Below are 25652 nucleotides of genomic sequence, written 5' to 3'. Positions count from 1 at the left end.
ATGATGAATATTTCAAATCAGCAAATGCGTTTTTGGAGCCCAGAAGTTCGCGAGCTTGAACCTTATGTACCCGGTGAACAGCCAAAAATCCAAAATTTACTTAAACTGAATACCAATGAAAATCCGTATCCACCCTCACCAAAAGTGGTTGCAGCAGTGCAAGCCGTGTTGAATGATGGGGCGGATGTTTTGCGTTTATATCCAGACCCTGATGCAACGGCATTAAAACAGGCGATTGCCGTACAGCAAAATGTCGATGCTTCCCAAGTATTTGTCGGCAATGGTTCAGATGAAGTTCTGGCGCACATTTTTAAGGCATTTTTCTTGCAGGATCAGCCGATTTTATCGCCTGATATTTCATATAGTTTTTATCCAGTTTATAGCCAGTTTTTTGCGATCAACACCAAAACTGTGCCACTGAATGATGATTTTGAAGTTGATGTTGCAGATTATCAGCAGCCCAATGGCGGCATTATTATTGCCAACCCAAATGCACCGACCAGTGTCGCGTTGTCACTCGAAAAAATCGAACAGTTATTACAAGGCAACCCTGACCGTGTTGTGGTGATTGATGAAGCCTATGTGGACTTTGGTGCAGCGTCTGCTGTGACTTTGGTCAACAAATACGAAAATCTGGTGGTGTGTCAAACGACCTCTAAATCGCGTTCTCTTGCAGGTTTACGGGTTGGATTTGCAATTGCACAGCCGCATTTAATTGCTGCGCTTGAAGCAGTGAAAAACAGTTTTAACTCATATCCGATTGACCGTTTTGCAATTGCCGCAGCGGTTGCATCGTTTGAAGATCAGGCATATTTTGCAGAACATTGTCAGAAAGTGATTGATTGCCGTGAGCAGTTGGTGGCTGATTTGACTGAAATTGGTTTTAAAGTTTTACCATCGAAAGCCAACTTTATTTTTGCGACTTACCCTGAGCGTGATGCAGGTGAGTTAGCGGCTGAGTTACGTGCACAAGGCATTATCGTGCGTTATTTCAATAAACCACGTATTAATCAGTACTTGCGTATTACTGTTGGTACGACTGAACAAAATCAGCGTTTGGTTGATACCTTGAAGAATCAGATTTTATAAGCTGTTCCTAAAATAAAAAAACTCGCAGTGTCGGCTGCGAGTTTTTTTATGGCTATATTCAAGATCCGTTTAACCTTGCCATGTATTGAGTAAATTGAGCATGGCAGAAATTTTGTCAAAACATTCCTGATATTCCGCTTCGGCTTGTGAAGCAATGGTAATGCCACCACCTGCCCACATAGAGATTTCTTGTTGATATTTTTGCACTGAGCGAATCAGAATATTCCAGCGACCTGTTCCATCTTGATTGAAGTAGCCTAATGAACCGCAATAGGCGCCACGGGGTTGTTGCTCCAGTTCAGCAATAATTTGCATGGCACGGATTTTCGGTGCGCCTGTAATGGAACCACCCGGTGAGGCTTTGAGCAGCATTTGTATCGGCTGAATGTCAGATTTCAGATTTGCCTGAATCTCACTCACCATGTGATGCACTTGTTCAAAACTTTCAATTTCAAATAGTTTATTGGTTTTGACGCTACCAATTTCAGCATAAACACTCAGGTCGTTACGCAGTAAATCCACAATCATCAAATTTTCTGCCTGATCTTTTTCAGACTGAATCAAACGCTGTTTGGACTGTTGATCTTGCTCGGGGTCAGCATAGCGCGGCATGGTGCCTTTGATCGGGCGAGTGACAATCTGCTGCTGTGCCTGAAAATCAATAAACAGTTCAGGTGAACAACTCAGTAATTCAAAGTCATCGATTTTTAAATAGCCTGCATAAGGTGCATTGGTCAGTTGCCAGAACTGCTCAGCCGTTTCTAGCAATAAACCGTGTGCCTGTCCGATAAATTGCTGGGTCAGATTGATCTGGTAACAATCACCTGCACGAATGTAGTCAATAATCCGATCAAAGGCTTGAATATATTCTGCTTTCGACCAGCGTGCCTGACAGGCTTGAGTCAGTTGAAACGCCGTTTTCGGTGCATCAACATCAAGTAGCGCATGTATTTTTTGGAAAATGTGTTCGGCAGTTTCGTAGTCTTCTCGACTATAGAAGACCCAGCCTTGTGTTTTTTCGTATTTGAGAAATGATAAATATTGCCCTAAATACAGTGCGGGTTGAGCATGTAAAGGGGCTGCAACATCTTGGCGAGCAGCATAATCATAACCGACAAAACCCATCCACCCCCCGTGGAACTGGGTTGCAGTTGGTGCTGTAGCATTGTTTTGGCAATTGACCCAATCTTCAAGCGCAACAGGCGAGGATTGTTCCTGATAATGCCATGCAGCGTCACGAATAAAATGTTGGGTATGCTGGTCTTGAATCAGTTGGTATTGTTGCGGTAAGAACGCAATCACAGGGTGATCATCATCATTGAGATAGATTAAACCCGTGAGCTGTTGTAAACGCAGTAAAATTTCAGCTGCGGAGAAATCAAATTGTGATAGTGCTTTTTGCAGGGAATAGCAACTGGACATATAACAATAGGTTGCAAAAAAGAAAGGCAAATAGTGAAGCAATTGACACAGATAATCAATGCCTAGTCGGAGCTAGGCATTGAGAGGGATTGTATTTTTAGCCTGTTTCGTCGATACGTGTACCAATGGTTTCATGGTGCAGTGGGAAAGCATTGGTTTTTCGGTCATTAAAATAGTGTTGTAAGGTGTGTTGTACGCTTGGGAAAGCTAAGTCTTCCCAAGGAATTTCATCTTCTGCAAACAAACGACATTCAATTGTTTCAGGGCCTGCACCAAATTTTCCATCTTTTAAGGCAGCTTTGAACAGCACATAAATTTGCCCGATACGGGGAATATTGTACATGCAGTACAGTTGTTCAATTTCGATGTCAGCTTCTGCTTCTTCAAATGTTTCGCGTGCTGCACCTTGCTCCATGGTTTCAAACAGTTCCATGTAGCCTGCAGGTAGTGTCCATAAGCCATAGCGTGGTTCAATGGCACGGCGGCAGAGCAGAATTTTATTGTCCCATGTCACCAAAGCACCACAAATAATCTTTGGGTTTTCATAATGAATATTGCCACAATGGGTACACACTTGACGGAATTTACTATCGCCCAAGGGAATTTTTTCGGCTGTAGGGTGTCCACATTTTACGCAGCAGTTCATAATAAATGATCAGTGAAAAAAGAGATGGTTCAGCATAACTGAAAAAAATCGCTTACGCATCATTTGCATAAGACTTGAGCAAGGAACACGATAAAAATAGGTGGTGGAATGAGTACAATGACTTTAATTGATCATTTGCAACAGCAGTTGCGTTTTGCGCGGCATATTGAGCCTGCGCAGGCGGCTGTCTTGATTGCCATTACCAAGGAAGATGATCCTAAAGTTGTGCTGACTCGTCGTTCAAAACATTTGAATCAGCACGCGGGTGAAGTTTCTTTTCCTGGCGGAAAACGTGACCCTGAAGATAGCAGTAATATTGCGGTGGCGCTGCGTGAGGCGCATGAAGAAATTGCATTGAATCCCTATGATGTTGAACTGATTGGGGATTTGCCAATGCAGCGTTCAAAAAGTGGTTTAAGTGTCAAACCTGTGGTTGGATTGATTCACCCTCAAATTGAATTGACTGCACAACCTACAGAAATAGATCGGATTTTTTTGGCTTCATTGCATGAACTGATGCAAACCCCAACACAGCCTCATGCTGTGCAATATCAGCAGCAGACTTTATATTTCCCGAGTATGCATGTACAGAATGAAATTGTGTGGGGACTGACGGCACGCATGCTGGTCAGTCTGTTTAAATACGGATTAAAGTATGAAAAAGAATGGCCGTTTTTATTGAATGCGGCTGAGATTAAGTCGATATAAAAATACAGATGATAAAAAGGAAGATTCACGCATGATGTATAAATTTCAGGGCTATGCGCCCACGACAACGGAGCAACCGTGGACAGGCTGGATTGCAGAAAATGCCACAGTGATTGGACATGTGGAACTTGGGCGACAAGTAAGCGTGTGGTTTGGTGCGGTGATTCGCGGGGACAATAGCCAGATTCGTATCGGTGATTTTAGTAATGTGCAGGACAACGCCGTGTTACATACCGATGCAGGCATTGAACTGAAGATTGGCAACTATGTCACGATCGGGCATAAAGCCATGCTGCATGGTTGTAGCATTGGCGATAATACCTTAATCGGTATAAATGCGGTGATTTTGAATCATGCCGTGATTGGTAAAAACTGCATTATTGGCGCGAATGCCTTGATTCCTGAAGGTAAGGTGATTCCTGATCATTCAGTGGTGATGGGTTCACCAGGGAAAGTGGTGAAAATGGTGGATGCTGAGGGTGAAGCAAAATTGAAGCAAAGTGCCTTGCATTATGCTGAGCATTTTAAAAAGTATTTGAGTTTAGAGCCTTTCTGGTTTCATCACGATTAAATAAAACAGGCTTAAGCTTCTGATCATAAACCGATGCCAAGCTTTCGCTTGGTATTTTTATATTCGCGAAGTCTGGGTGACTAGAGTATCATACAGGCGTTTTGTATTTTGTAATGTAGGGCATGCATGAAACTGCTAGCACTCGAAACAGCAAATGAACAATGTTCAGTTTGCCTGATCGAAGATTCTCACTCTGTCTTTTTTGCACTGAATGAACAAGCCAAAGCCCAGACTCAAACGCTATTACCCATGATTGAGCAAGGGTTACAGCAACAGGGCTGGACAACGTCACAACTGAATGTGATTGCATTTAGTCGCGGGCCAGGCTCATTTAGTGGGGTGCGAATTAATGCAGCAGTAACACAGGCACTGGCTTGGGCAAATGATCTTCCTGTGATTGCAGTATCGACCTTGCAGGCACTGGCACAGGCAGCATATCGTTTGCATGGTTTAACTGAAGTAACTGCGGTTTTAGATGCACGCATGAACGAAGTCTACATTGCCAGTTACCAGTTAGATGCAAACCAAATTATGCAGGCGGTTGACCAAGAGCAACTGTTGGATTATGCCGCGGCTACTCAAGCACAGCGTTTTACGGTTGTAGGTTCAGGCGCTCAGCTTTTAGATGCCGAAGCGACCCAATACAAGACCGTGTGCCCAAATGCACAAGATATTGCAACAATCGCCGTACCTCAAGCACAACAACAAAATTGGGTCAGTGCGGAACAGGCTCTCCCTGTGTACTTACGTGATAACGCTTGGAAAAAAATTCCTGAGCAAGGTAAACCCTAACTAGGACAAAATATGGATCTTATACTGCTGTTTAAAGCTGCAATTATGGGCTTGGTTGAGGGGATTACTGAATTCCTGCCAATTTCCAGTACAGGACATCTTATTCTGGCTGGGCAATTGTTAGACTTTTGGACACCTGAAAAGCGTGACATGTTTGCCGTTGCGGTACAGATCGGCGCAATTGCCGCAGTAATTTATGAATACTGGGGCAAGTTGTGGGGTGCTTTGATTGGTGCATTAACGGGTGATGCACAAGGTCGCCGTTTAAGTCTGAATCTAATCGTTGCAACGATTCCCATTATGCTGATTGGTTTAACCATTGGTGAAACCATTAAAGCCTATTTATTTAATGCGGTGACTGTGGCATTGGCACTGATCGTGGGGGGCGTGATTATTTTATGGGCTGAACGCCGTAAACATCAGACAACCTGTTTGGAGGTTGATGATTTAAGTTTTAAACAAGCAACTTTGATTGGCTTAATTCAATGTTTAGCTTTGATTCCAGGAACATCTCGTTCAGGTTCAACCATTATTGGTTCATTGTTCTTGGGTGTGTCTCGTAAAGCCGCAGCAGAGTTTTCATTCTTTTTGGGTATTCCTGTATTGATGGGTGCAGGTCTGCTTGACATGTATAAAATGCGCCATGAACTACATACCCAAGATATGGAAATATTGGGTGTCGGGATTGCAGTCGCTTTTATTTCTGCACTGCTCGTGATTCGTGCTTTGATTCGCTATGTGTCTAAACATGACTTTAGTGCATTTGCTTACTACCGTATTGCTTTTGGTTTGTTGATTTTACTCACTTGGGGCACAGGTTGGGTACATTGGTAATGCAGTTTCATTGTTGGTATAGCCCTGAGGCTGAAGCACAATTTGTTGTGCTTCAGCAACGTTTAGCTGAATTAAAGGTTGAGCTGACAGGGCAAGTTGTTGAAAAAATCAATGCCAAGTTCTTGCGTTTGCATCCTGAGTTGGCACTTGTTCTTGATGAAGATGGTTTAAGCCTTGCAGCCAATGGCATGAAAATGCAGCCCGATTGGCAGGCAGAAATTCCACGTTTAAAACGTGCAGGCATGAAGTCTGAAATGCTGGCGCGGGCTTGTCAGGTCAATGAACAGCCGAATTTGATTGATGCTACTGCGGGCTTGGGGCATGACACGTTGCTGATGGCTAAGCTTGGGGCAAAAGTCACCTTAATTGAGCGACATCCGATTTTATACATACTGTTAAAATCCGCACATCATGCTGCTCAGCAGGATGCATTTTTAGCGCCTGTTGCCGCCAATATTCATTTGGTTCATGCAGATTCTGCCGAATATCTCGAGCAGCAGATTCAAGCGGGTAAGCAGTTTGATGTAGTTTATTTGGATCCAATGTTTCCTCAACGTGACCAAAATCAGCAAGCTGTGAAAAAGCAGGCACAGGTCAAGAAGCAGATGCAATTGCTGCATTTGCTATTACCAGAAGATGGTGAAATGGATTTGGGGGAAAATCTGTTGGCATTGGCGCGACAACTGGCACAAAGGGTCATCGTCAAGCGTCCACGCCATGCGGTATATTTGGACAACCAAGCACCTCAGCATCAGTGGCTTGGTGATGCTTGTCGTTTCGATGGCTATTTTCGTCCGTAATCATGGGATTGCGGACAGTTTAGAAAATCGCAAAGTTTTGTTAATTCATTCAAAATCACATTGATAAAAAAAAATGCGGGCATAAACTAAGGGATGCATAAATAAATCCACCGCTGACCAGCAGAATTTTATGATAGACCTGAAACCTTCCATCAATTTTTGGCACGATCTCAAAAGTAACCAAATCGCTGGTTTATGGTTGTTCCTCGGTTCTCGCCGTTCCTTGCAAATCGTTCACCCCTCAATTTTTCAGTTAATTTTTTGGGGAGCGATTGCTGCTGCCGTCAATACGCTATTTAGCTGGATGGTGGCTGATCAGGCAGGGCATTTCAACTCACAAGGTCTTGTCAGCTATGCACTTTGGCCGTTTATTGCACTAATTGTCGGCATTTTTCTGTCACAACGGACCAATAATCCTCGCTTAATGCTTGTGCCAGCCTTGCTCTGGTTAGTACTCGATGCCAGTATTCTATTAATTCAGTGTTTTTTGCAGTATTTGGGCGATCAAGGTTATTTAGATTTTCTTCCTGATCGTATCTATAACCTGCTTCCGACTTTATTTTTAGTTTTGTTTGTTTGGCAAAGCTTGGCGGTGATTTGGGTATTTTCCCGTGAACTAAAATGGCCGTGGTGGGAACGTGGGCTGATTATGTTTGCCACGATTTGTACCCTCGTGGTGTGGCAGATGTCAGTGAAAGAGCAACCTATTTGGAAAGTTGAGCCTGTGCAGCCAACACTGTCTGAAGATGCTTTGTATGCTCAGGGTAATTTGTTGAGTAAAGCATTGGAACAAGTTCAGTTTGGCGATTTTTCACAGACGCATTGGTATTTCCTTGGCCTTGCGGGGGATAGTTATGATTCTGTCTTTAGCTCGGAAGTACAACGGATCAAATCGCAGTTTGATACCCGCTTTGGCACGTTCGGACGTTCAGTGGAACTGGTTAATGATCCCAATACCCGTACTACCTTGCCGATTGCTTCACGAACCAGTATCCAAATGGCACTGAACCGTATTGGTCAGCAAATGAATAAAGAAAGTGATGTATTATTTTTATACATGACTTCACATGGCGAGCCTAATCATTTTGAACTGGAAAATGCGCCGATTGATCTGAAACAAGTCGATCCGAAATGGCTACGGGAAGCGCTGGATAAAGCTGGAATTCGCTGGCGTGTGATTGTGGTTTCAGCGTGTTATTCGGGCAGTTTTGTGCCTGCATTGCAGTCAGACAATACCTTGGTGATTACCGCATCGGCAGCAGACCGTTCATCATTTGGTTGTAATAATGAATCGGATTACACTTATTTTGGTCGGGCGTTCTTTGATCAGGCGATGCGTGAAAAAAGCTCCATTAAAGATGCTTTTACCGATGCCAAAGCAACGGTGTCCAAGTGGGAAGCTGCACAAGGCTTCGAGCCATCAGAGCCGCAGTGGTCAATCGGTAAAAATATGGAATTGATGCTACCTCAACTCGAGAAACATTTATTCCCAAGCCAAAATAGCTTACCTGTGAATAATCCAACTGTACTTTCAACGCCACCACAACAATAAAGGATGTGTCATGCAGCAAATACAACGAAACTTTTGTTTTGATGGGGAACAACAGACTTATCAATGGTATTCCAAAGAATTGCAAGGTGATGCCAAATTTTCGATTTATTTGCCTGAACAGGCGCGTGCAGGAGAAGCTTGCCCTGCAGTATTTTACTTGGCAGGTTTGACCTGTACCGAAGAAACCTTTGCCATTAAAGCCCATGCACAGCGTTTGGCAGCTCAATTAGGTCTCATTTTGGTGATGCCTGATACCTCGCCACGCGGAGAAAATGTCGCAAAAGGTGATTCATGGGATTTGGGATTGGGCGCAGGTTTTTATATTAATGCGACACAAGCACCGTGGGCAGAGCATTACCGCATGGAAAGCTATATTGCCGATGAGTTGTATTTTGCAGTGTTAGAACATTTCCCAATTCAGAAAGGTCGTATTGGGATTATGGGACACTCGATGGGTGGGCATGGTGCACTAACCTTGGCATGGAAATATCCTGAAAAATTCAAATCGGTGTCTGCATTTGCACCGATCTGTGCACCAAGTCAGTGTGCGTGGGGTGAAAAAGCCTTTAGTCATTATTTGGGTGAAGCACGGGAGGAATGGTTAGCCCACGATGCTGTGGCTTTGATTCAAAGTAAAGGTGCGCTGTTTAGTGAGGTGCTGGTCGATCAAGGTTTGGCAGATCAGTTTTATCATCAGTTACATCCACAATTACTTCAGCAAGCCTGTGCTGAAGTTGGTCAAAAGCTGACCTTACGCCAACATGAATCTTATGATCATGGTTATTATTTTATTCAGAGTTTTATCGATGACCATTTACAGTTCCATGCGGCAAAACTGACGGATTAACTTGTATAAGATAATAAAAAAGGATCACATCAGTGATCCTTTTTCGTTTAAGCCTGTTGCTGCCAAGTGACTTGAAATTCCTCTTGCGCCATACGGTTGAGGTGATCAATCACCACACTTTCAAGACGGGTTTGTTCTGCGGTTTCAAGTTGACTATCAATGCGGACATCTAACGTACTTTCTTGGGGTGTCAGTGTTACCGTTGCAGTTGGCATCAGAATCTGAAAATGCTGCTCAGTTTCGACAACTTCAAATTTATGTTTCCAGTGATTAAACAGGCGTTTCGCAATACGACGTCCATCGGTCGTGGTCAATTGAGTTTGACTGTGCATAGATGAATTCCTTGTTGTTGTGCTTGGAGTGTAGCAGAGAAATTTTTTGGGATAGAGGGTTAAATCGGAACATTGCGTTGCAGTGCTGTTTGGTTGCCTGTGTTGGCGCGGATTTTGGTATACTGCTTCCAGATTTTTAAAACTTTGCTAGGTTAGATGTATGTCCAAGCCCTTTCTAATTGCACCTTCGATTTTATCTGCTGATTTTGCCCGCCTTGGTGAGGAGGTTGAAAATGTCTTGGCAGCAGGTGCAGACGTTGTGCATTTTGATGTGATGGACAACCACTATGTACCCAACCTGACTTTTGGTGCAGGCGTCTGTAAAGCACTGAAAAAATATGGGATTAAAGCACCGATTGATGTGCATTTAATGGTCTCTCCAGTCGACCGTATGATTGGGGATTTCTTGGAAGCAGGTGCGGATATTATTACGTTTCACCCAGAAGCATCTGATCATATTGACCGTTCATTGCAACTGATTAAAGCGGGCGGTGCCAAAGCAGGTTTGGTTTTTAATCCTGCAACGCCGTTACATTATTTAGATTATGTGTTGGATAAGGTCGATCAAGTCTTGCTGATGAGTGTCAACCCAGGCTTTGGTGGTCAGAAATTTATTCCAATGACCTTAGAGAAATTACGCCAAGCACGCAAAATTATTGATGCCAGTGGTCGTGACATTCGCCTTGAAGTCGATGGCGGTGTGGGTCCTGCCAACATTCGTGAAATTGCTGAAGCAGGTGCAGACATGTTCGTGGCAGGTTCAGCCATTTTTGGTCAGCCTGACTATAAAGCCGTGATTGATCAAATGCGTGCAGAACTGAGTCAAGTCGGTTCAGTTGAAGTTTAAGCATCTGTTTTAGACTTTTAAAAAAGCGTTAAGCCACAAGGTTTAACGCTTTTTTATTTGTATCTTGTGGCAGAGTTGGCTATGCTTTTCACTGAGTTTTCCATTGTTCTTGTCCAAGATGCCGCATCGACACATCAGCGTGTTTTCGCAAAGCTTTATCTTGCTGATCGTTTTTTGTATCGGCTGGATGGGTGTTGCCAATGCATCTGTGCAAAGCATGCATTGGAAAATGTCGATGTCAGCAGAAATGAGTGCGATGCCGCAGCATGAGATGTCAGCGCATTGCCATCAACTTGATATGCCATCGATGCAGATGAATGATGATTGTCAGGATCAGGTCAGTTCGTCACAGCATCAGCAACATCTCAATTGTCCCGATTGTCAAATTCTACACTGTCAGAGTATCAATGCCGATCTTCCTCAAGCTACAGTTAATCTGACTGCACAACCTAGTGCTGAGCTTGAAGTTATGCAGTATGGAATAGATCATCCTGTTGATTTAACAGGATATTGGCAAGAAATTCTGCGTCCTCCCAAAGCCTAATCTTTAAAGAATTGTCATTTTCATTTTTTAAAGAGGGCGAATCATGTCTAAATTTTCTTTACATGCCTGCATGGTTGCAGCATGTCTGATTGTGCCACAGAGCATTTTTGCGGCTGTGCGCGAATATCATCTCAAGATCAGTGAACAAACCATTAATGTCACTGGAAAACCAGTCAAAAAATTAACCGTTAATGGGCAATTTCCTGCACCAACTTTAACCTTCGAAGAAGGTGATGACGCGGTGATTTATGTGCATAACCAGTTAAAGAATCAGTCTACCGCATTGCACTGGCATGGCATTTTGCTGCCCGCGGTGATGGACGGTGTGCCTGGATTTAATGGCTTTAAAGGCATTGCGCCGAATGGTGATTTTGTTTATCGCTTTAAGATTCGCCAAACAGGTACGTACTGGTATCACGCGCATAGTGCGGGGCAGGAACAAGATGGCTTATACGGTGCTTTGATTATTTATCCGAAAAATCATCAGCCGATTACTCCTGCGGAAAAAACTGATCGTGATGATGTCATCATGTTTTCTGACTTTCATGAATCTTCTAGCGAACAGATCATGAAAAACCTGAAGAAGTCTTCAGACTATTATCAAAATCAGCGTGAAACGGTAGCCGATGTCTTGAAGCAAAGTAAACAGCAAGGGCTGAAAGCGACATGGCAAAATCGCAGTATGTGGAATCGCATGCGTATGCTCAGAACGGATTTGAGTGATGTGACAGGCTATCATTTCTTGGTGAATGGCAAAACGCCACAGCAAAACTGGACGAGTACCTTTAAGACGGGTGAGAAAATCCGTTTACGCATGATTAATGCGTCCGCGATGTCCTTTTTTGATGTGCGGATTCCAAACCTGAAAATGACGGTAGTGAGTGCCGATGGACAGCCTGTACAACCTGTTACCGTGGACGAATTTCGCTTTGGAGCAGGGGAAACCTATGACGTGATTGTTGAGCCGAAACAGGCGCAATATCAAATTCAAGCGGAGTCGATTGATCGAAGCGGTTTTGCTTTAGCGACCTTGCGTAATCAGGATGCGGCACCTACAGCCTTGCCTGAACCTCAACATCGTCCGCGTGCTGTGCTGAACATGCAGGATATGGGCATGATGCATACGGATTCTGAGCATTCATCCGACTCAACTCAACATGACATGTCTGCGATGAAAGGCATGGATATGGACATGTCGGATATGCAGAACATGATACCTGAACAGCATCAGAAAATGATGCAACAGATGAATCATGCAATGTCGTCAGGGCAACCAATGTTAGGCATGCAGGATATGGATATGTCCAGTATGAAAAATATGACACCTGAGCAGCATCAAAAAATGATGCAGCAAATGAATCATGAAATGTCGTCAGGGCAATCAATGTCAGGCATGCAGGATATGGATATGTCCAATATGAAAAATATGACGCCTGAGCAGCATCAGAAAATGATGCAAAATATGAAAACCCCATCAACACAAGCCGTTGTTGAAGGTTGGGCAAATGCATCGACCCCTCAGGGCTTAAAAGCGTTGAGTTATGCAGACTTGCGTCCACTCTACCCACAAAAAGATACTCGAGCACCACAACAGGAAATTGTGCTGCATTTGGGGGGTAACATGGAGCGTTATATCTGGACGATGAATGGCAAGAAGTTTAACCAAGCCACACCGATACAAGTGCAATATGGCGAACGCGTCAAACTGACCTTTGTGAATGACAGTATGATGGCGCATCCGATGCATTTACATGGCATGTTTGTGCAGCTCGAAAATGGTCAACCCCTAGCTGAGCTACCGAACAAACATACGATTATTGTCCCGCCAGGACAAAAAGTCAGTGTTCTGCTCACTGCTGATGAGTTGGGCGAATGGGCGATCCATTGCCATTTGCTGTACCACATGAGCGCAGGCATGATGAACAAATTGGTTGTGGCAAAAGTAAAACCACAAGATAGTCAGATGCTGATGCCAATGCCTGCTCAAGGAGGAAATGCACATGCACATCACTAAACTATTTAGTGTAGTTGCACTCTTGGTTGGTTTTGCGGTGCAACCCGTTTGGGCTGCTGAAGACATGCAGATGGAAAACATGGCTGATGACCATGCTAGTATGCAGATGCAGCATGAACATGGTGGGCAAATCTATGCCGCAAACTCACTGGAAAATAAATGGATGCTTGACCGACATGGCGAGGGCAGTTGGCAGTCTGAACTGGAAAGTTGGATTGGTTCAGATGACAACAAACTCTTTATTAAAGCCGATAGCAAAAAAGCCGAGTCTGAACAGCTCGATGCCAGTATCATGGCTTTATATAGTCGTAATATCAGCACCTTTTGGGATGCTCAAGCAGGGTTGCGCTATCGGCAAAATAATACTGTAGCGACCGATAAACGTGCGGTGGATGCTGTGGTCGGTATTCATGGTTTAGCGCCGTACTTCTTTGAAACCCAAGCTTATTTGTATATCGGTGAGCATCAGCATGTTTCGATGTCGTTGGAAGCCAAGCGAGATGTGCTTTGGACGCAAAAGCTGATGAGTGAACCGTTTGTCAAAGCAACTGTATTATTGAAAGATGAATCTAAGACACCACAAAAAACAGGTCTTAGTCATGCAGAAGTTGGCGTACAAACCCGTTATGAAATCAATAAAATGCTAATGCCATTTTTTGAAATTGCCTATGAATCTGACCTTGGTCAGAAAGCAACAGCATGGCAGGAGGTAACTCCAAGGGGGTATGGCGTTGTCTATGGTCTCGGGGTATTGTTGAAATTTTAAATCTTTGGGGGATGCAGCTTGCATCCCCTTGTGGGAGGAAAAATTTCCCAATTTTGAGGGTAATCGTGACTGTAAAGGAGATTATATGGCGTGGTTGGTATTGGTTTTGGCGGGTATTTTTGAAGTCATTTGGGCATTTGCCATGAAAAAGTCAGAAGGTTTTACACTGCTTATTCCAAGTGTTATCACCATTATTTTTATGCTACTGAGTTTTGCTTTGCTGTCATGGTCAATGAAAAGCCTGCCTTTAGGCACAGCTTATACGGTGTGGACAGGAATAGGCGCAATTGGCTCATTTATTGTGGGTATGGTTGTCTTACAAGAACCAAGCAATGCTTTGCGAATGTTGGCGGCTGTCATGATTGTTTCAGGTTTGGTACTTATGAAAGTTTCATCACAATAATTCAGCTCGCTATATTTATATATAACTATTTGTAATACAATATATTTTTAAATATTCAATAAAATAACATGTTTATTATTATCCTACTGCTGATCATTGTTGCTGTCATTGTACTCTCTGCACAAGGTTCCTCCGCTAAAACAAAAGGAAAACAGGGCGAAAAACGTGTGATTGCGCATGCAGATCGTCATTTAAATGAAGCAGATTACACAGTACTCAACAATTGTACCTTTCAGGTGTCTGAACAGCTGACGACCCAAATTGATCATATTGTGGTGAGCCGTTTTGGAATTTTTGTGGTTGAAACCAAAAATTATCAGGGTTGGATTTTTGGTGATGAAAAGCAGAAGATGTGGACACAAAAATTTTATAAAAAAAGTTATCAGTTCCAAAATCCATTACATCAAAATTATCGACATATCAAAACAGTACAGTACATGTTATCTGAGTTGATTGCGGGAGAACATGTTCATTCAGTTGTTGTTTTTGTGGGTGAGAGCCAGTTTAAAACGCCAATGCCTGCCAATGTATTGCAAGGAACAGCATGGATTCAGTATGTCAAAAGCTTTCGTCAAGAAGTGATGAGTGCAGCTAAAGCTCAACAGATTTGCCAAACTTTAGCACAAAATGCTTTAGATCAATCTCGTAAAACCGATGCACAGCACATTAAGAATCTAAAAAAATATCATGGTACTGCATCGAAATAATAAGAAGTTTAAATTAAAAGCGTTTTGGAATTTTCTGTCCGTCCACATGTGGGCTTTCTGCATGTTGTAGCACATGAAAGAGCCAAGTTTCAGCATGATTGACCGCTTGCTGAATGCTATCTCCCTGCGCTAAACGACCCGCAATAAAACTGGCCAATGAACAGCCCGAACCGTGATATTCACCTTCAAGGCGGGCACAGGTGGTTTCTGAAACCAGATCATTTTCAATATACAGTGCATTACGGATATGCTCAGGCGTATCTTCATGACCACCTTTTACTAGAACCGCTTTTGCCCCCATTTTGAATAGTTGGGCTGTGGCTTGTTCAATATCTTCAATCCCTGTCAGTGCGCGAAGTTCTACAGTATTGGGGGTGATGATGCTTGCGAGAGGAATGAGCTGAGCAAACGCTTTGACCAATGTCGGTTGATCACCTAAAGAGCCACCGCTATTCGCCACTAAAACAGGGTCAAGTACATATTGATACTCTGGATGTGCCTGTAAAAATTCAGCTAATGCCGCAATATTATCGGTTGTACCGAGCATGCCTGATTTTACACAGCGAATTGGCAAGTCACCAACGACAGCATTGGCTTGAGCCAAAAGAAGTTCTTTGGATGTGGCTTGAAAACCAAAGACTTGCTGTGAGTTTTGAATTGTAAGTGCAGTACAAGCAATCGCAGCATGTGCACCACTTTGACCAATCGCTTCAATATCAGCCTGTAAACCAGCACCGCCAGAAGGGTCTAAACCTGAAAAACATAAAACTGTAGGGCGCACAGAGCGATATCCTTGTCATTTGAATTTACGTTAGTATAGGCAAGTTTTATTTAACTTCCGAGTCTTTGACTGGGTGAATTGATTAGGTTTTGTTGTGACAGTTAAAAATATTTTATTAGATCTCGATGGGACATTGACTGACCCGAAAATTGGTATTCATAGCTGTATCCGTTATGCCATGGAAAAAATGGGCCAACCTTTGGCAGATGATACCGATTTGGACTGGACGATTGGCCCACCGTTAAAAGCTTCATTTATTCAGCTTTTGAATAGCGCTGAGGATGCACTTGCCGAGCAGGCATTGGCATTTTATCGCGAGCGTTTTTCAACGATTGGTCTGTATGAAAATGAGCTATATCCGCATGTAATTGAAACGCTGAAAGCTTTGGTTGAGCGTGGCTACAATTTGTATTTGGCGACAGCAAAGCCACAAGTTTTTGCAATTCGTATTTTAGAGCATTTTGAATTGCTAGATTATTTTACCAAACCTTATGGGAGTGAACTAACTGGTGAACGAACCAACAAAGGCGATTTGATCCATTATATTTTGCAGCAAGAACAACTGGTTCCAGAGCATTGCATGATGGTGGGTGACCGTGAATATGACATTTTAGGTGCACGCCGTAATGGCATTGAGACCATCGCCGTGACCTATGGTTATGGTACAGATGCAGAAATTGCACAAGCTACACCAAAGCTTCAAATTCGGCAGTTTGCTGAGTTGTTGAATTATTTTAATTAATTCATAGAATTTGTTGAGTTTTTGCTAACAGTTTAATCACAGATCTAAAATCTCGCTATGCTTGCGCTAATCAATAAAAAAATCGGGGTGATCATGCGTTTGACAGGTTTTTGTGCAATAACTCTGGCAGTAATCAATGTGGTTGGCTGTTCAACCTTAAATACTGAACAACATGTTGTATCGGGTAAAGTACAAGTCAGTAAATCTTTATCGGGTCATCAATGTGGTGATACCGGTATGAATGTTGATCAGCTTAAATCACAGCTTGAAGAACAAAAAATACAGGTTTATAGCCAAGCGGTGACCTCAGATGGTTTATTGTACCCGCAAGTTTGTGGCGCACCTGATGGGCGTATTGCAGTTTTTACCATCAATAAAAAACAACAAGATCAGGCAGTTGAATTGGGTTTCAAGCTTTATCCAACCACAAAAAGTTAAGTCTGTTAAACAAAAAAAGCCAGTGCCCAACACTGGCTTTTTTATATTTAGTGGGCTTTACGATGATTCAAGATGATTGCAACCATAATTCCGAGTAGCAGTCCCCAAAATGCTGAACCAATTCCGAAAAATTGAACACCTGACGCACTCATTAAAAAGGTGAGTAGAGCAGGCTCACGGTCTTGAGGTTCTTTAAAAGCAATTGCAATGTTATGGCTAATGGTTCCAAACAGCGCAATCCCTGCAAGTGCAATAATAAAGATTTTTGGAAAAGCCATCAGTAAGCCTGTCAATGTGGTCGCAAATAATCCCATGATGATGTAGAAGAAACCACAGCTAATGCCCGCAATATAGCGACGTTTTGGATCAGGATGAACCTGATCATCTAAACTCACCGCAGCACTAATTGCAGCTAGGCAGACTGAGAATGCACCGAATGGCGCAAGAATGGTTTGTGATACGCCAATCCAACCGACTAGTGAATTGGTATGTGGTTGATAGCCATAGCTTTTAATCATGCCAATCCCGGGGAGGAACTGCGAAGACATGTTGATGATAAATAGCGGTAAACCTAAACCAATAATGGCTGAGAGTGAAAACTCAGGGCTGATCCAAACGGGTTTTGCCAGAGACCAAGACAAATGTGGAAACTGGAATGGCATAAACATTGGGCAGAGAATCATCGCAGCAACCACAGTCAACACGATACAGTAACGCGGCCACAGACGTTTGGCGACCAGATAAATCGCCAGTAAAGTCAGGATAAATGCCCAGCTTTGTTCTAAGCCCGTAAAAATCTGTATCCCGAATTTTAAGAGAATTCCCGCCAACATGGCGCAGCTCAAACTCATCGGGATTTTAGACAGCAAGCGTTGAAAAAGACCCGAAAATCCAACAAAAGCGGTGAGTATGCCACAGACAATAAATGCCCCAATCGCTGCGGATAGACTGTAATGACTGCCTGTAGCAATAATTAAAGCGATCCCTGGGGTTGACCATGCAGTTGCCACAGGATAGCGGTATTTCCATGACAAGACTAAGCCAGAAATCCCGATGGAAAGACCCAGTGCCCAAAGCCAAGATGAGATTTGCTCAGGCGTTGCGCCAAGTGTTTGCGCACCTTGAATGACCAAAACAGCGGATACACTAATCCCGATAAGGAAAGTAATGAAGCCTGCAAATACAGCAGGAACAGAGAAATCTTGAATCAGTTTTTGCATAATCGAATCTAATAACGAATTTGAACAAAATTACAGAGGAAACTTGGCATAAATTTAGCAATTTTTAAAAAGAAGGTGCTTTTTAATTTTATTCAATAAAATGTATAGAATTTTCATTTTTAAAAAAATTGGAATAATATCTTCTGAAATTTATATTTTTATATGAAGAATATTTATGTCCGAAAATCAAGTGGAATTGAGTGCAATAGATCTTAAAATTATGCGAGCTTTACAGCAAGATGGACGTTTAAGTAATGCCGAATTGGCAAAACTGGTCGGGATCAGCCCATCATCCTGCTGGAATCATACGCAGCGGCTTTTTAAGATTGGCGCAATTTTAGATGTCCGCGCCCGAATTAACCCGAACATGGTTCAGCGTGAAACTATCGTTTTAGTGGGGGTTGTACTGGATCGCTCAACACCTGAAAGTTTTGCTGAATTTGAACGTTCTGCCAAACAGCTCAATAACGTTTTGGAATGTTATTTGGTCGCAGGAGAGGTCGATTATTTTCTGAAAATTCGGGTTAAAGACTTGGTGGCATTTAACCGCTTTCATAGTGAAAAAATTATTGCCTTGCCAGGGGTACGGCAGGTGAGAACATTCTTTGTACTGAATGAAGTGACCAGTGATGGTCTATTAACATTTTAATTTAGGCAGAAAAAAGCCCCAGTTAAAACTGAGGCTTCACAACGACTAAAATCACCACAGCCAGCAAGATGACCGTTGGCATTTCATTAAAGAAACGCCAAAACTTGTGTGATTTATAGTGCGCATTTTCGATTAACTTTTTGCGGTAATAACCACAAACAAAATGGTAAATGACCAGTAAGCCAACCAATGCAACTTTGGCATAAAACCAATGTGCCAAATGGTAATGCTCTGTGGCATCGCCCAAATCCACTAAAAAGTGTGCGGTGATGAGCGTTGCAACCATCGCAGGCCACATAATGCCGCGGTACAGTTTACGTTCCATGACCTGAAAGCGTTGATGGCTAATCGCATCGTCACTCATGGCATGGTAGACATACAGGCGTGGTAAGTAGAATAGCGCTGCAAACCAACAAACCACGGCAATAATGTGTAATGCTTTTACCCATAAAAAAGCATCAGAAGGTACATTCATTTACGATCTCTTAGGCATTAGCCCATTTCTTGAAGATCAAGCAAGCATTTACGCCGCCAAATCCAAAACTGTTACTCATGACAGTATTCAGTTTTGTATCGCGTTTTTCAAGTACAAGATCAAAGCCTTTTGCACCTTCATCAAGTTCAGTCACGTTGATGTTTGGCGCGATAAAGTCATTTTGCATCATGAGGACAGAGTAGATCGCTTCGTGAACACCTGCCGCACCCAAGCTATGACCTGTCATTGATTTGGTTGAGCTGAATGCAGGGACATTGCCTTCACCAAATGCACGTTCCATCGCTTTAAGCTCGGTGATGTCACCTGCTGGAGTCGATGTACCATGCGTATTGATGTAGTCAAGTTTTTCTACGCCGTGTTGTTTGGCTTCATCAAGCGCCATCAAGATACAACGTGTTGCACCTTCACCACTTGGCGCAACCATGTCAGCACCATCAGCATTTGCAGCATAAGCTACGATTTCAGCGATAATGTTGGCACCACGTGCTTGAGCGTGTTCAAGAGATTCAAGAACCAAGAAACCACCACCACCAGCGATGACGAAACCGTCACGGTCTGCTGAATATGGACGAGATGCTGTTTCTGGTGTGTCGTTGTATTTAGAGCACAGCGCACCCATTGCATCAAACAATAAGCTTTGAGACCAGTGATCTTCTTCACCACCACCTGCAAGCACTAAATCTTGTTTGCCAAGTTGGATCAGGTTGTAAGCATAACCGATCGCGTCAGCAGAAGTTGCACATGCGCTCGCAACTGAGTGAGATATACCTTGTAATTTGAACGCAACGCCCACGTTTGCTGTAATGGTGTTGGTCATGTTACGTGGAACGAAGAAAGGACCGACTTTACGTGCGCCTTTAGTTTCAAGCAACTCAGTCATTTCAACAACAGAAGCTGTTGAACCACCACCAGAACCACCCACAATACCGTAGCGCGGATTGCCAGCAAGGTCTTCAGCCGTTAAGCCTGCATGTTTAACCGCATCAACCGCAGCGTTATATGCATACATTGCACATACACCCATGAAGCGTTTTAATTTACGGTCAATGTGATCAAAATCTTGTTCAGCAGCAGCACTGACATGGCTTTTAAAGTTAAGATCAGCGTAAGTTTGATTAAAACGAGTCCCTGAAATACCATTTTTTAATGATTCAGTCACTTGCTCTAGGGTGTTACCAATGCATGAGTTGATGCCCATACCAGTGATTACAACACGTCTCATTTATAAGATCCCTTAATATGGTGATGATATTGAGAGCCAGCGCAGACCACATTTATGGGCAAAAGCCTGAAATGTAAGCGTAAATGCCTGCACCACTCATGTTTATAATGCTTCTCATCATAACAGAAAGCTTTTTTAAATCTTATGGCAAATCCTATGACTATTTGGAAAGTGCGTGATGAATGTCCAACTTGTCATTTACTTCACTAAAAGATACACAATGAAGTTGAGATAAAACGTTCCTGCTTCTAGTATTTATCAAATATTTAAAGAAAAACAATGAGGAGAGGTGAATGCAAAACGAGGACAGTCAGCATCCGCAAACCAAGTTTAGCCGCGTTTTGGGAGTGGCTAAAAAGCTCAGCACATCAGGTTTAAAAGTTTTAAATCAGATGAATAGTCAACAATTGCAGCGCTCACAGACATCTGCTAAAACGATGAGTGAAGTCCCCTCTGAAACTACATTCTTGAGTTTTACGGCCCAAGACCCACAGCAGTTAATACGGGTTCATTTTCCTAATATTTCCAAGCAAGTTCTTGGTAAGCATTATGAACGGGTCAATCAGGTGGTTCAGTTTCTTTCACCATTAAGCATGGATGAAGTGTCTGATTATTGTTTTCAAAAATTGCATGTCTTGTCAGATCGTTTAAGTACAGTCGAGAAAATTTTGGAACAAACAGGCGCTCAATCTTTAACTGAACTCGCAGGTGATATCTCACGCTCAGGTCGTATTAGTCAGGCATTGACTGAACAAAATAAATGGATTGCAGGCGTGCAAGGTGCTCTTTCGGGGGCAACAGGTCTACTCGGACTTGGTGCAGATATTCCCGCATCTTTGGTTTTAGCGTTAAGAACCATTTATCAAATAGGGCGTGCACATGGTTTTGAGCTACAACAGCAAGATCAAGATGTGGTGCAATATATTTTTCAGCAAATCGACTTACAACAGATTGTAGAAAAACAGAGCCTATTATTGGGATTGAGAACCTTAGATGATTTGCTGGTGGATAATGACTTGACTAGCCTACAACATTTACTCGGTTCAAATAACGATGATGAATGGTTAAAAGAATTATTATTCAATGAAAAGCATGAATTTAAATGGCAATGGATGAATGCTTTACCTAAAGTGAGTGCTTTACATCAAATTACACCACTCATTTCGGCGAGTGTTAGTGCGATGTATAGTTGGCAGTTTATTGCAGATACAGGACAAAAAGCACAGCATGTTTTTTCGATTGCCCGTGATTATTTACTGCGACATGCTGATCAGAATCTCACGGTATTGGCAGCTTATCATGCTGCAATTGCGCAACAAAACCAACCTAAAGAACTGGTTCATCCTATTGAATTGAAAAAAGAAAATTCTCAGGACAATCCTGCTGGTGAGACAGAAAAACCTAAGCCAAGATCACGCCGCACCACAGCAAAAAAAACGGTGACTGAAGACGTGACAGCGACCGATCAGCCAACCGCTAAACCTCACCCACGTCGTCGTAAAGCTGTTCCAAAATCAACCGATGCTTCATAACTTTGTCATAAATGTAAAGCATGCTGCCACAATACACGATGAATATTGACCAATATGGCGTTTTTGCTTACAATTGTTTGCCCTCAAAAAGCGGTATTTTCTTTTTGAGGTTTTTTATTTACGGGAGACTTGCCAGATGGCAACAACAAATCAGTTGATCCGCAAGGGTCGTACTACTTTGGTTGAAAAATCCAAAGTTCCTGCGTTGAAGGCTTGCCCACAGCGCCGTGGTGTTTGTACACGTGTTTACACAACTACACCTAAAAAACCTAACTCAGCAATGCGTAAAGTTTGCCGTGTTCGCTTAACTTCTGGTTTTGAAGTTTCTAGCTACATCGGTGGTGAAGGCCATAACCTACAAGAGCATAGTGTTGTTCTTATCCGTGGTGGTCGTGTTAAAGACTTACCAGGTGTACGTTACCATACCGTTCGTGGTTCTTTAGACTGTGCTGGCGTTAAAGATCGTAACCAGTCACGTTCTAAATACGGTGCTAAACGTCCTAAGAAATAATCTTAGTCGTTAAGACCAAAAAATCCTTTAGCGTTTCGCTTGTTTGAATTCTTCATAGATTTGTAATTCAAGCGACGTATAGTAAGGCCAGCGTAGCGTGCATGACACTTGCACAATCTGCTGGATCACCCTGAAGTGTCATATTTATAGGTAGTTTTAAAATGCCAAGACGTCGCGTAGTCGCTGCTCGTGAGATCCTTCCAGATCCAAAATTCAGTAGCCAAACAATCGCTAAATTCATGAACCACGTTATGCAAGATGGTAAAAAATCAGTTGCTGAAGGTATCGTTTACGGTGCTTTAGAACGTGTTCAAGAAAAAAACAAAGTAGACCCAGTTGAATTTTTCGAGACTACTCTTGAAAAAGTTCGTCCTATGGTCGAAGTAAAAGCACGCCGTGTGGGTGGTGCTACTTATCAAGTACCTATGGAAGTACGCCCATCCCGTCGTACTGCCTTGGCTATGCGTTGGTTAGTAGATGCTGCTGCTAAGCGTTCTGAAAAAACTATGGCTTTACGTCTTGCTGGCGAGTTGCTTGATGCAGCTGAAGGCAAAGGTGCTGCGATCAAAAAACGTGAAGACGTGCACCGTATGGCTGAAGCTAACAAAGCCTTCTCTCATTACCGTTTCTAAGCGGTTAAGACAGTCCCTTATCAGGAGAATACTCATGCGTACCGCAGCTCGATTTAACGTGGCTCTCTACCAAAGTGGAGCTTTCGCGGGTATTTAAGTTGCCCAACAGTTTGAGTATTCGTACGCATCAATTTTTATTGGTGCGTCCTGTTTTAAAGATCACATTTAGGAATGTCAGACATCATGGCTCGTCAAACTCCGATTTCTCGTTACCGTAACATCGGTATTTCTGCGCACATTGACGCAGGTAAAACAACTACTACAGAACGTATTTTGTACTACACAGGTGTTTCTCACAAAATTGGTGAGGTACATGACGGTGCAGCTACAATGGACTGGATGGAACAAGAGCAAGAACGTGGTATTACCATTACTTCTGCTGCAACAACTTGTTTCTGGTCTGGTATGGGTAACCAATTCCAACAACACCGTATCAACGTAATTGACACCCCGGGACACGTAGACTTCACAATCGAAGTTGAACGTTCTATGCGTGTTCTTGACGGTGCGTGCATGGTTTACTGTGCAGTTGGTGGTGTTCAGCCACAGTCTGAAACTGTATGGCGTCAGGCAAACAAATACCAAGTACCTCGTTTGGCATTCGTGAACAAGATGGACCGTACTGGTGCAAACTTCTTCCGTGTTGTTGAACAAATGAAAACTCGCCTTGGCGCGAACCCTGTGCCTATCGTTGTGCCAATCGGTGCAGAAGATACTTTCGCAGGTGTTGTTGACCTGATCGAAATGAAAGCGATCATTTGGGATGAAGCATCTCAAGGTATGAAGTTTGAATACGGCGAGATTCCTGCTGACCTAGTTGATACTGCTAACGAATGGCGTACTAACATGGTTGAAGCAGCAGCTGAAGCTTCTGAAGAGTTGATGGACAAATACCTAGAAGAAGGTGATCTTTCTAAAGAAGACATCATCGCAGGTTTGCGTGCTCGTACATTGGCTTCTGAAATCCAAGTAATGCTTTGTGGTTCTGCGTTCAAGAACAAAGGTGTTCAACGTATGTTGGATGCTGTAATTGAATTCTTGCCATCTCCAACAGAAGTTAAAGCGATCGAAGGTATCCTTGACGATAAAGCTGAAACTAAAGCATCTCGTGAAGCATCTGACGAAGCTCCGTTCTCTGCGCTTGCGTTCAAAATCATGAACGACAAATTCGTAGGTAACTTGACATTCGTACGTGTTTACTCTGGCGTTCTTAAACAAGGCGACCCAGTATACAACCCAGTTAAATCTAAACGTGAACGTATCGGTCGTATCGTGCAAATGCACGCAAACGAACGTCAAGATCTTGACGAAATCCGTGCGGGCGATATCGCTGCGTGTGTAGGTCTTAAAGACGTAACGACTGGTGATACGCTATGTGATGAGAAAAACATCATTACACTTGAACGTATGGAATTCCCAGAGCCAGTAATTTCATTGGCTGTTGAACCAAAAACTAAAGCTGACCAAGAAAAAATGTCAATCGCTTTAGGTCGTTTGGCGAAAGAAGATCCATCGTTCCGCGTTCGTACAGATGAAGAATCTGGTCAAACGATTATTGCGGGTATGGGTGAGCTTCACCTTGACATTATTGTTGACCGTATGAAGCGTGAATTCGGTGTTGAAGCGAACATTGGTAAACCAATGGTAGCTTACCGTGAAACGATCAAAAAATCGGTTGAACAAGAAGGTAAATTCGTACGTCAAACAGGTGGTAAAGGTAAATTCGGTCACGTATATGTCCGTTTAGAACCGCTTGACGTTGAAACTGCTGGTAAAGAATACGAATTCGCTGAAGAAGTTGTTGGTGGTGTAGTACCTAAAGAATTCTTCGGTGCGGTTGATAAAGGTATTCAAGAACGTATGAAGAATGGTGTCTTGGCTGGTTACCCTGTTGTGGGTATTAAAGCGACATTATTCGACGGTTCTTACCACGATGTCGACTCTGATGAATTGTCGTTCAAAATGGCAGGTTCTTATGCGTTCCGTGACGGTTTCATGAAAGCAGATCCGATCTTGCTTGAACCGATCATGAAAGTTGAAGTAGAAACTCCAGAAGACTACATGGGCGATATCATGGGTGACTTAAACCGTCGTCGTGGTATGGTTCAAGGTATGGACGATTTACCTGGCGGAACTAAAGCAATCCGCGCAGAAGTTCCACTTGCTGAGATGTTTGGTTACGCAACTCAAATGCGTTCTATGTCTCAAGGTCGTGCAACTTACTCTATGGAATTTGCTAAATATGCTGAAACTCCACGTAACGTGGCGGAAGGCATTATTTCTAAATTCCAATCTGGCGGTAAAAAAGGTGACGACGAGTAATCTTTCGATTACTATAAGCCCAAACTAATTTTTTAGTTAATAACCAGTTGCTCATGCAGTGACCCTGCATGAGTAGTTTAAAAAGGAAAATCAAATGGCTAAGGCTAAGTTTGAACGTAATAAGCCACACGTAAACGTGGGCACAATCGGTCACGTTGACCATGGTAAAACAACTCTTACTGCTGCGATCGCAACAATCTGTGCGAAAACTTACGGCGGTGAAGCGAAAGATT

Annotated in this window: 29 protein-coding genes; 22 read left to right on the top strand and 7 right to left on the bottom strand. The window is 43.0% G+C overall.

Annotated features, from left to right (window positions below):
* Positions 1 to 3: 3 nt before the first annotated feature.
* Positions 4 to 1089, top strand: a complete 1086-nt coding sequence (gene hisC / locus GBN19_RS09715; protein ID WP_151777999.1) for a histidinol-phosphate transaminase — start codon at positions 4 to 6, stop codon at positions 1087 to 1089.
* A gap of 69 nt (positions 1090 to 1158) precedes the next feature.
* Here the strand turns inward: hisC and pabB are convergent, their stop codons facing one another.
* Together pabB and GBN19_RS09705 are read right to left on the bottom strand one after the other, a co-directional pair.
* Entirely contained in the window at positions 1159 to 2511 is a 1353-nt protein-coding gene (pabB, locus tag GBN19_RS09710; RefSeq protein ID WP_151777996.1) for an aminodeoxychorismate synthase component I, read from the bottom strand.
* Between the two features lie 97 nt (positions 2512 to 2608).
* A complete protein-coding gene (locus GBN19_RS09705; protein WP_151710030.1) occupies positions 2609 to 3157 on the bottom strand; it encodes an NUDIX hydrolase in 549 nt (182 codons plus the stop codon).
* 108 nt (positions 3158 to 3265) lie between these two features.
* Here GBN19_RS09705 and GBN19_RS09700 point away from each other — a divergent pair, with 108 nt between their 5' ends.
* The 7 genes from GBN19_RS09700 (at position 3266) to fghA (ending at position 9261) form a co-directional block, all read left to right on the top strand.
* Positions 3266 to 3865: a CoA pyrophosphatase gene (locus tag GBN19_RS09700; protein WP_151777995.1), complete on the top strand. Its 600-nt coding sequence runs from the start codon at positions 3266 to 3268 to the stop codon at positions 3863 to 3865.
* Positions 3866 to 3896: 31 nt separating this feature from the next.
* Positions 3897 to 4436 (top strand): gamma carbonic anhydrase family protein, encoded by a 540-nt coding sequence (locus GBN19_RS09695; RefSeq protein WP_151777994.1) that lies wholly within the window; start codon positions 3897 to 3899, stop codon positions 4434 to 4436.
* A 126-nt stretch (positions 4437 to 4562) separates the two neighbouring features.
* Positions 4563 to 5228: a tRNA (adenosine(37)-N6)-threonylcarbamoyltransferase complex dimerization subunit type 1 TsaB gene (tsaB, locus tag GBN19_RS09690; RefSeq protein ID WP_151777993.1), complete on the top strand. Its 666-nt coding sequence runs from the start codon at positions 4563 to 4565 to the stop codon at positions 5226 to 5228.
* A gap of 12 nt (positions 5229 to 5240) precedes the next feature.
* Complete coding sequence (locus GBN19_RS09685) at positions 5241 to 6062, top strand: undecaprenyl-diphosphate phosphatase (RefSeq protein ID WP_151777992.1); 822 nt, start codon at positions 5241 to 5243, stop codon at positions 6060 to 6062.
* Positions 6062 to 6862: a class I SAM-dependent methyltransferase gene (locus tag GBN19_RS09680; RefSeq protein WP_151777991.1), complete on the top strand. Its 801-nt coding sequence runs from the start codon at positions 6062 to 6064 to the stop codon at positions 6860 to 6862. Before GBN19_RS09685 ends, GBN19_RS09680 begins: the two co-directional genes overlap by 1 nt.
* Before the next feature lie 130 nt (positions 6863 to 6992).
* A complete protein-coding gene (locus GBN19_RS09675) occupies positions 6993 to 8414 on the top strand; it encodes a C13 family peptidase (RefSeq protein WP_151777990.1) in 1422 nt (473 codons plus the stop codon).
* A gap of 10 nt (positions 8415 to 8424) precedes the next feature.
* Positions 8425 to 9261, top strand: coding sequence for an S-formylglutathione hydrolase (fghA, locus tag GBN19_RS09670; RefSeq protein WP_151777989.1), 837 nt, complete (start codon positions 8425 to 8427; stop codon positions 9259 to 9261).
* 47 nt (positions 9262 to 9308) lie between these two features.
* Here fghA and GBN19_RS09665 read toward each other — a convergent pair whose 3' ends face one another.
* Positions 9309 to 9593: a DUF2218 domain-containing protein gene (locus GBN19_RS09665; protein WP_151777988.1), complete on the bottom strand. Its 285-nt coding sequence runs from the start codon at positions 9591 to 9593 to the stop codon at positions 9309 to 9311.
* A gap of 160 nt (positions 9594 to 9753) precedes the next feature.
* Between GBN19_RS09665 and rpe the strand changes: the two genes are divergently transcribed.
* From rpe to GBN19_RS09635, 6 genes are all read left to right on the top strand, one after another.
* Entirely contained in the window at positions 9754 to 10440 is a 687-nt protein-coding gene (gene rpe / locus GBN19_RS09660) for a ribulose-phosphate 3-epimerase (protein ID WP_045794614.1), read from the top strand.
* A gap of 118 nt (positions 10441 to 10558) precedes the next feature.
* On the top strand, positions 10559 to 10984 hold the full coding sequence (locus tag GBN19_RS09655; protein WP_151777987.1) for a hypothetical protein: 426 nt from the start codon (positions 10559 to 10561) through the stop codon (positions 10982 to 10984).
* A 43-nt stretch (positions 10985 to 11027) separates the two neighbouring features.
* Entirely contained in the window at positions 11028 to 12998 is a 1971-nt protein-coding gene (locus GBN19_RS09650) for a multicopper oxidase domain-containing protein (protein WP_151777986.1), read from the top strand.
* On the top strand, positions 12985 to 13764 hold the full coding sequence (locus tag GBN19_RS09645) for a copper resistance protein B (RefSeq protein WP_151777985.1): 780 nt from the start codon (positions 12985 to 12987) through the stop codon (positions 13762 to 13764). Before GBN19_RS09650 ends, GBN19_RS09645 begins: the two co-directional genes overlap by 14 nt.
* A gap of 85 nt (positions 13765 to 13849) precedes the next feature.
* Positions 13850 to 14167 carry a DMT family transporter gene (locus tag GBN19_RS09640; protein ID WP_151710042.1) on the top strand — a complete coding sequence of 106 codons (318 nt, stop codon included), beginning with the start codon at positions 13850 to 13852 and terminating at the stop codon, positions 14165 to 14167.
* 68 nt (positions 14168 to 14235) lie between these two features.
* On the top strand, positions 14236 to 14874 hold the full coding sequence (locus tag GBN19_RS09635; RefSeq protein WP_171494467.1) for a nuclease-related domain-containing protein: 639 nt from the start codon (positions 14236 to 14238) through the stop codon (positions 14872 to 14874).
* 13 nt (positions 14875 to 14887) lie between these two features.
* Here the strand turns inward: GBN19_RS09635 and GBN19_RS09630 are convergent, their stop codons facing one another.
* Entirely contained in the window at positions 14888 to 15655 is a 768-nt protein-coding gene (locus GBN19_RS09630) for a hydroxymethylpyrimidine/phosphomethylpyrimidine kinase (RefSeq protein ID WP_151710043.1), read from the bottom strand.
* A gap of 94 nt (positions 15656 to 15749) precedes the next feature.
* On the opposite strand from GBN19_RS09630, the gene GBN19_RS09625 reads away from it, so the two are divergent.
* Together GBN19_RS09625 and GBN19_RS09620 are read left to right on the top strand one after the other, a co-directional pair.
* On the top strand, positions 15750 to 16397 hold the full coding sequence (locus GBN19_RS09625; RefSeq protein WP_151777984.1) for an HAD-IA family hydrolase: 648 nt from the start codon (positions 15750 to 15752) through the stop codon (positions 16395 to 16397).
* Between the two features lie 93 nt (positions 16398 to 16490).
* Positions 16491 to 16835 (top strand): hypothetical protein, encoded by a 345-nt coding sequence (locus GBN19_RS09620; protein ID WP_151777983.1) that lies wholly within the window; start codon positions 16491 to 16493, stop codon positions 16833 to 16835.
* Between the two features lie 47 nt (positions 16836 to 16882).
* Here GBN19_RS09620 and GBN19_RS09615 read toward each other — a convergent pair whose 3' ends face one another.
* A complete protein-coding gene (locus GBN19_RS09615; RefSeq protein ID WP_151777982.1) occupies positions 16883 to 18055 on the bottom strand; it encodes a benzoate/H(+) symporter BenE family transporter in 1173 nt (390 codons plus the stop codon).
* Positions 18056 to 18230: 175 nt separating this feature from the next.
* Between GBN19_RS09615 and GBN19_RS09610 the strand changes: the two genes are divergently transcribed.
* Positions 18231 to 18704 (top strand): Lrp/AsnC family transcriptional regulator, encoded by a 474-nt coding sequence (locus tag GBN19_RS09610; RefSeq protein WP_151777981.1) that lies wholly within the window; start codon positions 18231 to 18233, stop codon positions 18702 to 18704.
* 22 nt (positions 18705 to 18726) lie between these two features.
* On the opposite strand, the gene hemJ is transcribed toward GBN19_RS09610, so the two are convergent.
* A complete protein-coding gene (hemJ, locus tag GBN19_RS09605; protein ID WP_151777980.1) occupies positions 18727 to 19179 on the bottom strand; it encodes a protoporphyrinogen oxidase HemJ in 453 nt (150 codons plus the stop codon).
* Positions 19180 to 19189: 10 nt separating this feature from the next.
* Positions 19190 to 20422 carry a beta-ketoacyl synthase N-terminal-like domain-containing protein gene (locus tag GBN19_RS09600; protein ID WP_151777979.1) on the bottom strand — a complete coding sequence of 411 codons (1233 nt, stop codon included), beginning with the start codon at positions 20420 to 20422 and terminating at the stop codon, positions 19190 to 19192.
* A gap of 293 nt (positions 20423 to 20715) precedes the next feature.
* Here GBN19_RS09600 and GBN19_RS09595 point away from each other — a divergent pair, with 293 nt between their 5' ends.
* The 5 genes from GBN19_RS09595 to GBN19_RS09575 all read left to right on the top strand — a co-directional run.
* Positions 20716 to 21954 (top strand): EcsC family protein, encoded by a 1239-nt coding sequence (locus GBN19_RS09595; RefSeq protein WP_151777978.1) that lies wholly within the window; start codon positions 20716 to 20718, stop codon positions 21952 to 21954.
* A gap of 136 nt (positions 21955 to 22090) precedes the next feature.
* Complete coding sequence (gene rpsL / locus GBN19_RS09590; RefSeq protein ID WP_000246374.1) at positions 22091 to 22465, top strand: 30S ribosomal protein S12; 375 nt, start codon at positions 22091 to 22093, stop codon at positions 22463 to 22465.
* 161 nt (positions 22466 to 22626) lie between these two features.
* A complete protein-coding gene (gene rpsG / locus GBN19_RS09585; RefSeq protein WP_004638185.1) occupies positions 22627 to 23097 on the top strand; it encodes a 30S ribosomal protein S7 in 471 nt (156 codons plus the stop codon).
* A gap of 183 nt (positions 23098 to 23280) precedes the next feature.
* Positions 23281 to 25419 (top strand): elongation factor G, encoded by a 2139-nt coding sequence (gene fusA / locus GBN19_RS09580; RefSeq protein WP_045794626.1) that lies wholly within the window; start codon positions 23281 to 23283, stop codon positions 25417 to 25419.
* Positions 25420 to 25513: 94 nt separating this feature from the next.
* Positions 25514 to 25652: GTP-binding protein (locus tag GBN19_RS09575; protein WP_227545342.1), on the top strand; the 139-nt coding region annotated here is incomplete at its 3' end.

The sequence above is a fragment of the Acinetobacter brisouii genome, from assembly GCF_008993995.1.
Classification (GTDB): Bacteria; Pseudomonadota; Gammaproteobacteria; order Pseudomonadales; family Moraxellaceae; genus Acinetobacter; species Acinetobacter brisouii_A.
Note: the sequence above shows the minus strand (reverse complement) of the source record. Positions and strands in the feature narration are given on the sequence as shown.

Coding starts and splice junctions, on each gene's coding strand:
- hisC (WP_151777999.1), top strand. CDS start 4: ATGAATATTTCAAATCAGCAAATGCGTTTTTGGAGCCCAGAAGTTCGC.
- pabB (WP_151777996.1), bottom strand. CDS start 2,511: ATGTCCAGTTGCTATTCCCTGCAAAAAGCACTATCACAATTTGATTTC.
- GBN19_RS09705 (WP_151710030.1), bottom strand. CDS start 3,157: ATGAACTGCTGCGTAAAATGTGGACACCCTACAGCCGAAAAAATTCCC.
- GBN19_RS09700 (WP_151777995.1), top strand. CDS start 3,266: ATGAGTACAATGACTTTAATTGATCATTTGCAACAGCAGTTGCGTTTT.
- GBN19_RS09695 (WP_151777994.1), top strand. CDS start 3,897: ATGATGTATAAATTTCAGGGCTATGCGCCCACGACAACGGAGCAACCG.
- tsaB (WP_151777993.1), top strand. CDS start 4,563: ATGAAACTGCTAGCACTCGAAACAGCAAATGAACAATGTTCAGTTTGC.
- GBN19_RS09685 (WP_151777992.1), top strand. CDS start 5,241: ATGGATCTTATACTGCTGTTTAAAGCTGCAATTATGGGCTTGGTTGAG.
- GBN19_RS09680 (WP_151777991.1), top strand. CDS start 6,062: ATGCAGTTTCATTGTTGGTATAGCCCTGAGGCTGAAGCACAATTTGTT.
- GBN19_RS09675 (WP_151777990.1), top strand. CDS start 6,993: ATGATAGACCTGAAACCTTCCATCAATTTTTGGCACGATCTCAAAAGT.
- fghA (WP_151777989.1), top strand. CDS start 8,425: ATGCAGCAAATACAACGAAACTTTTGTTTTGATGGGGAACAACAGACT.
- GBN19_RS09665 (WP_151777988.1), bottom strand. CDS start 9,593: ATGCACAGTCAAACTCAATTGACCACGACCGATGGACGTCGTATTGCG.
- rpe (WP_045794614.1), top strand. CDS start 9,754: ATGTCCAAGCCCTTTCTAATTGCACCTTCGATTTTATCTGCTGATTTT.
- GBN19_RS09655 (WP_151777987.1), top strand. CDS start 10,559: ATGCCGCATCGACACATCAGCGTGTTTTCGCAAAGCTTTATCTTGCTG.
- GBN19_RS09650 (WP_151777986.1), top strand. CDS start 11,028: ATGTCTAAATTTTCTTTACATGCCTGCATGGTTGCAGCATGTCTGATT.
- GBN19_RS09645 (WP_151777985.1), top strand. CDS start 12,985: ATGCACATCACTAAACTATTTAGTGTAGTTGCACTCTTGGTTGGTTTT.
- GBN19_RS09640 (WP_151710042.1), top strand. CDS start 13,850: ATGGCGTGGTTGGTATTGGTTTTGGCGGGTATTTTTGAAGTCATTTGG.
- GBN19_RS09635 (WP_171494467.1), top strand. CDS start 14,236: ATGTTTATTATTATCCTACTGCTGATCATTGTTGCTGTCATTGTACTC.
- GBN19_RS09620 (WP_151777983.1), top strand. CDS start 16,491: ATGCGTTTGACAGGTTTTTGTGCAATAACTCTGGCAGTAATCAATGTG.
- GBN19_RS09615 (WP_151777982.1), bottom strand. CDS start 18,055: ATGCAAAAACTGATTCAAGATTTCTCTGTTCCTGCTGTATTTGCAGGC.
- GBN19_RS09610 (WP_151777981.1), top strand. CDS start 18,231: ATGTCCGAAAATCAAGTGGAATTGAGTGCAATAGATCTTAAAATTATG.
- hemJ (WP_151777980.1), bottom strand. CDS start 19,179: ATGAATGTACCTTCTGATGCTTTTTTATGGGTAAAAGCATTACACATT.
- GBN19_RS09600 (WP_151777979.1), bottom strand. CDS start 20,422: ATGAGACGTGTTGTAATCACTGGTATGGGCATCAACTCATGCATTGGT.
- GBN19_RS09595 (WP_151777978.1), top strand. CDS start 20,716: ATGCAAAACGAGGACAGTCAGCATCCGCAAACCAAGTTTAGCCGCGTT.
- rpsL (WP_000246374.1), top strand. CDS start 22,091: ATGGCAACAACAAATCAGTTGATCCGCAAGGGTCGTACTACTTTGGTT.
- rpsG (WP_004638185.1), top strand. CDS start 22,627: ATGCCAAGACGTCGCGTAGTCGCTGCTCGTGAGATCCTTCCAGATCCA.
- fusA (WP_045794626.1), top strand. CDS start 23,281: ATGGCTCGTCAAACTCCGATTTCTCGTTACCGTAACATCGGTATTTCT.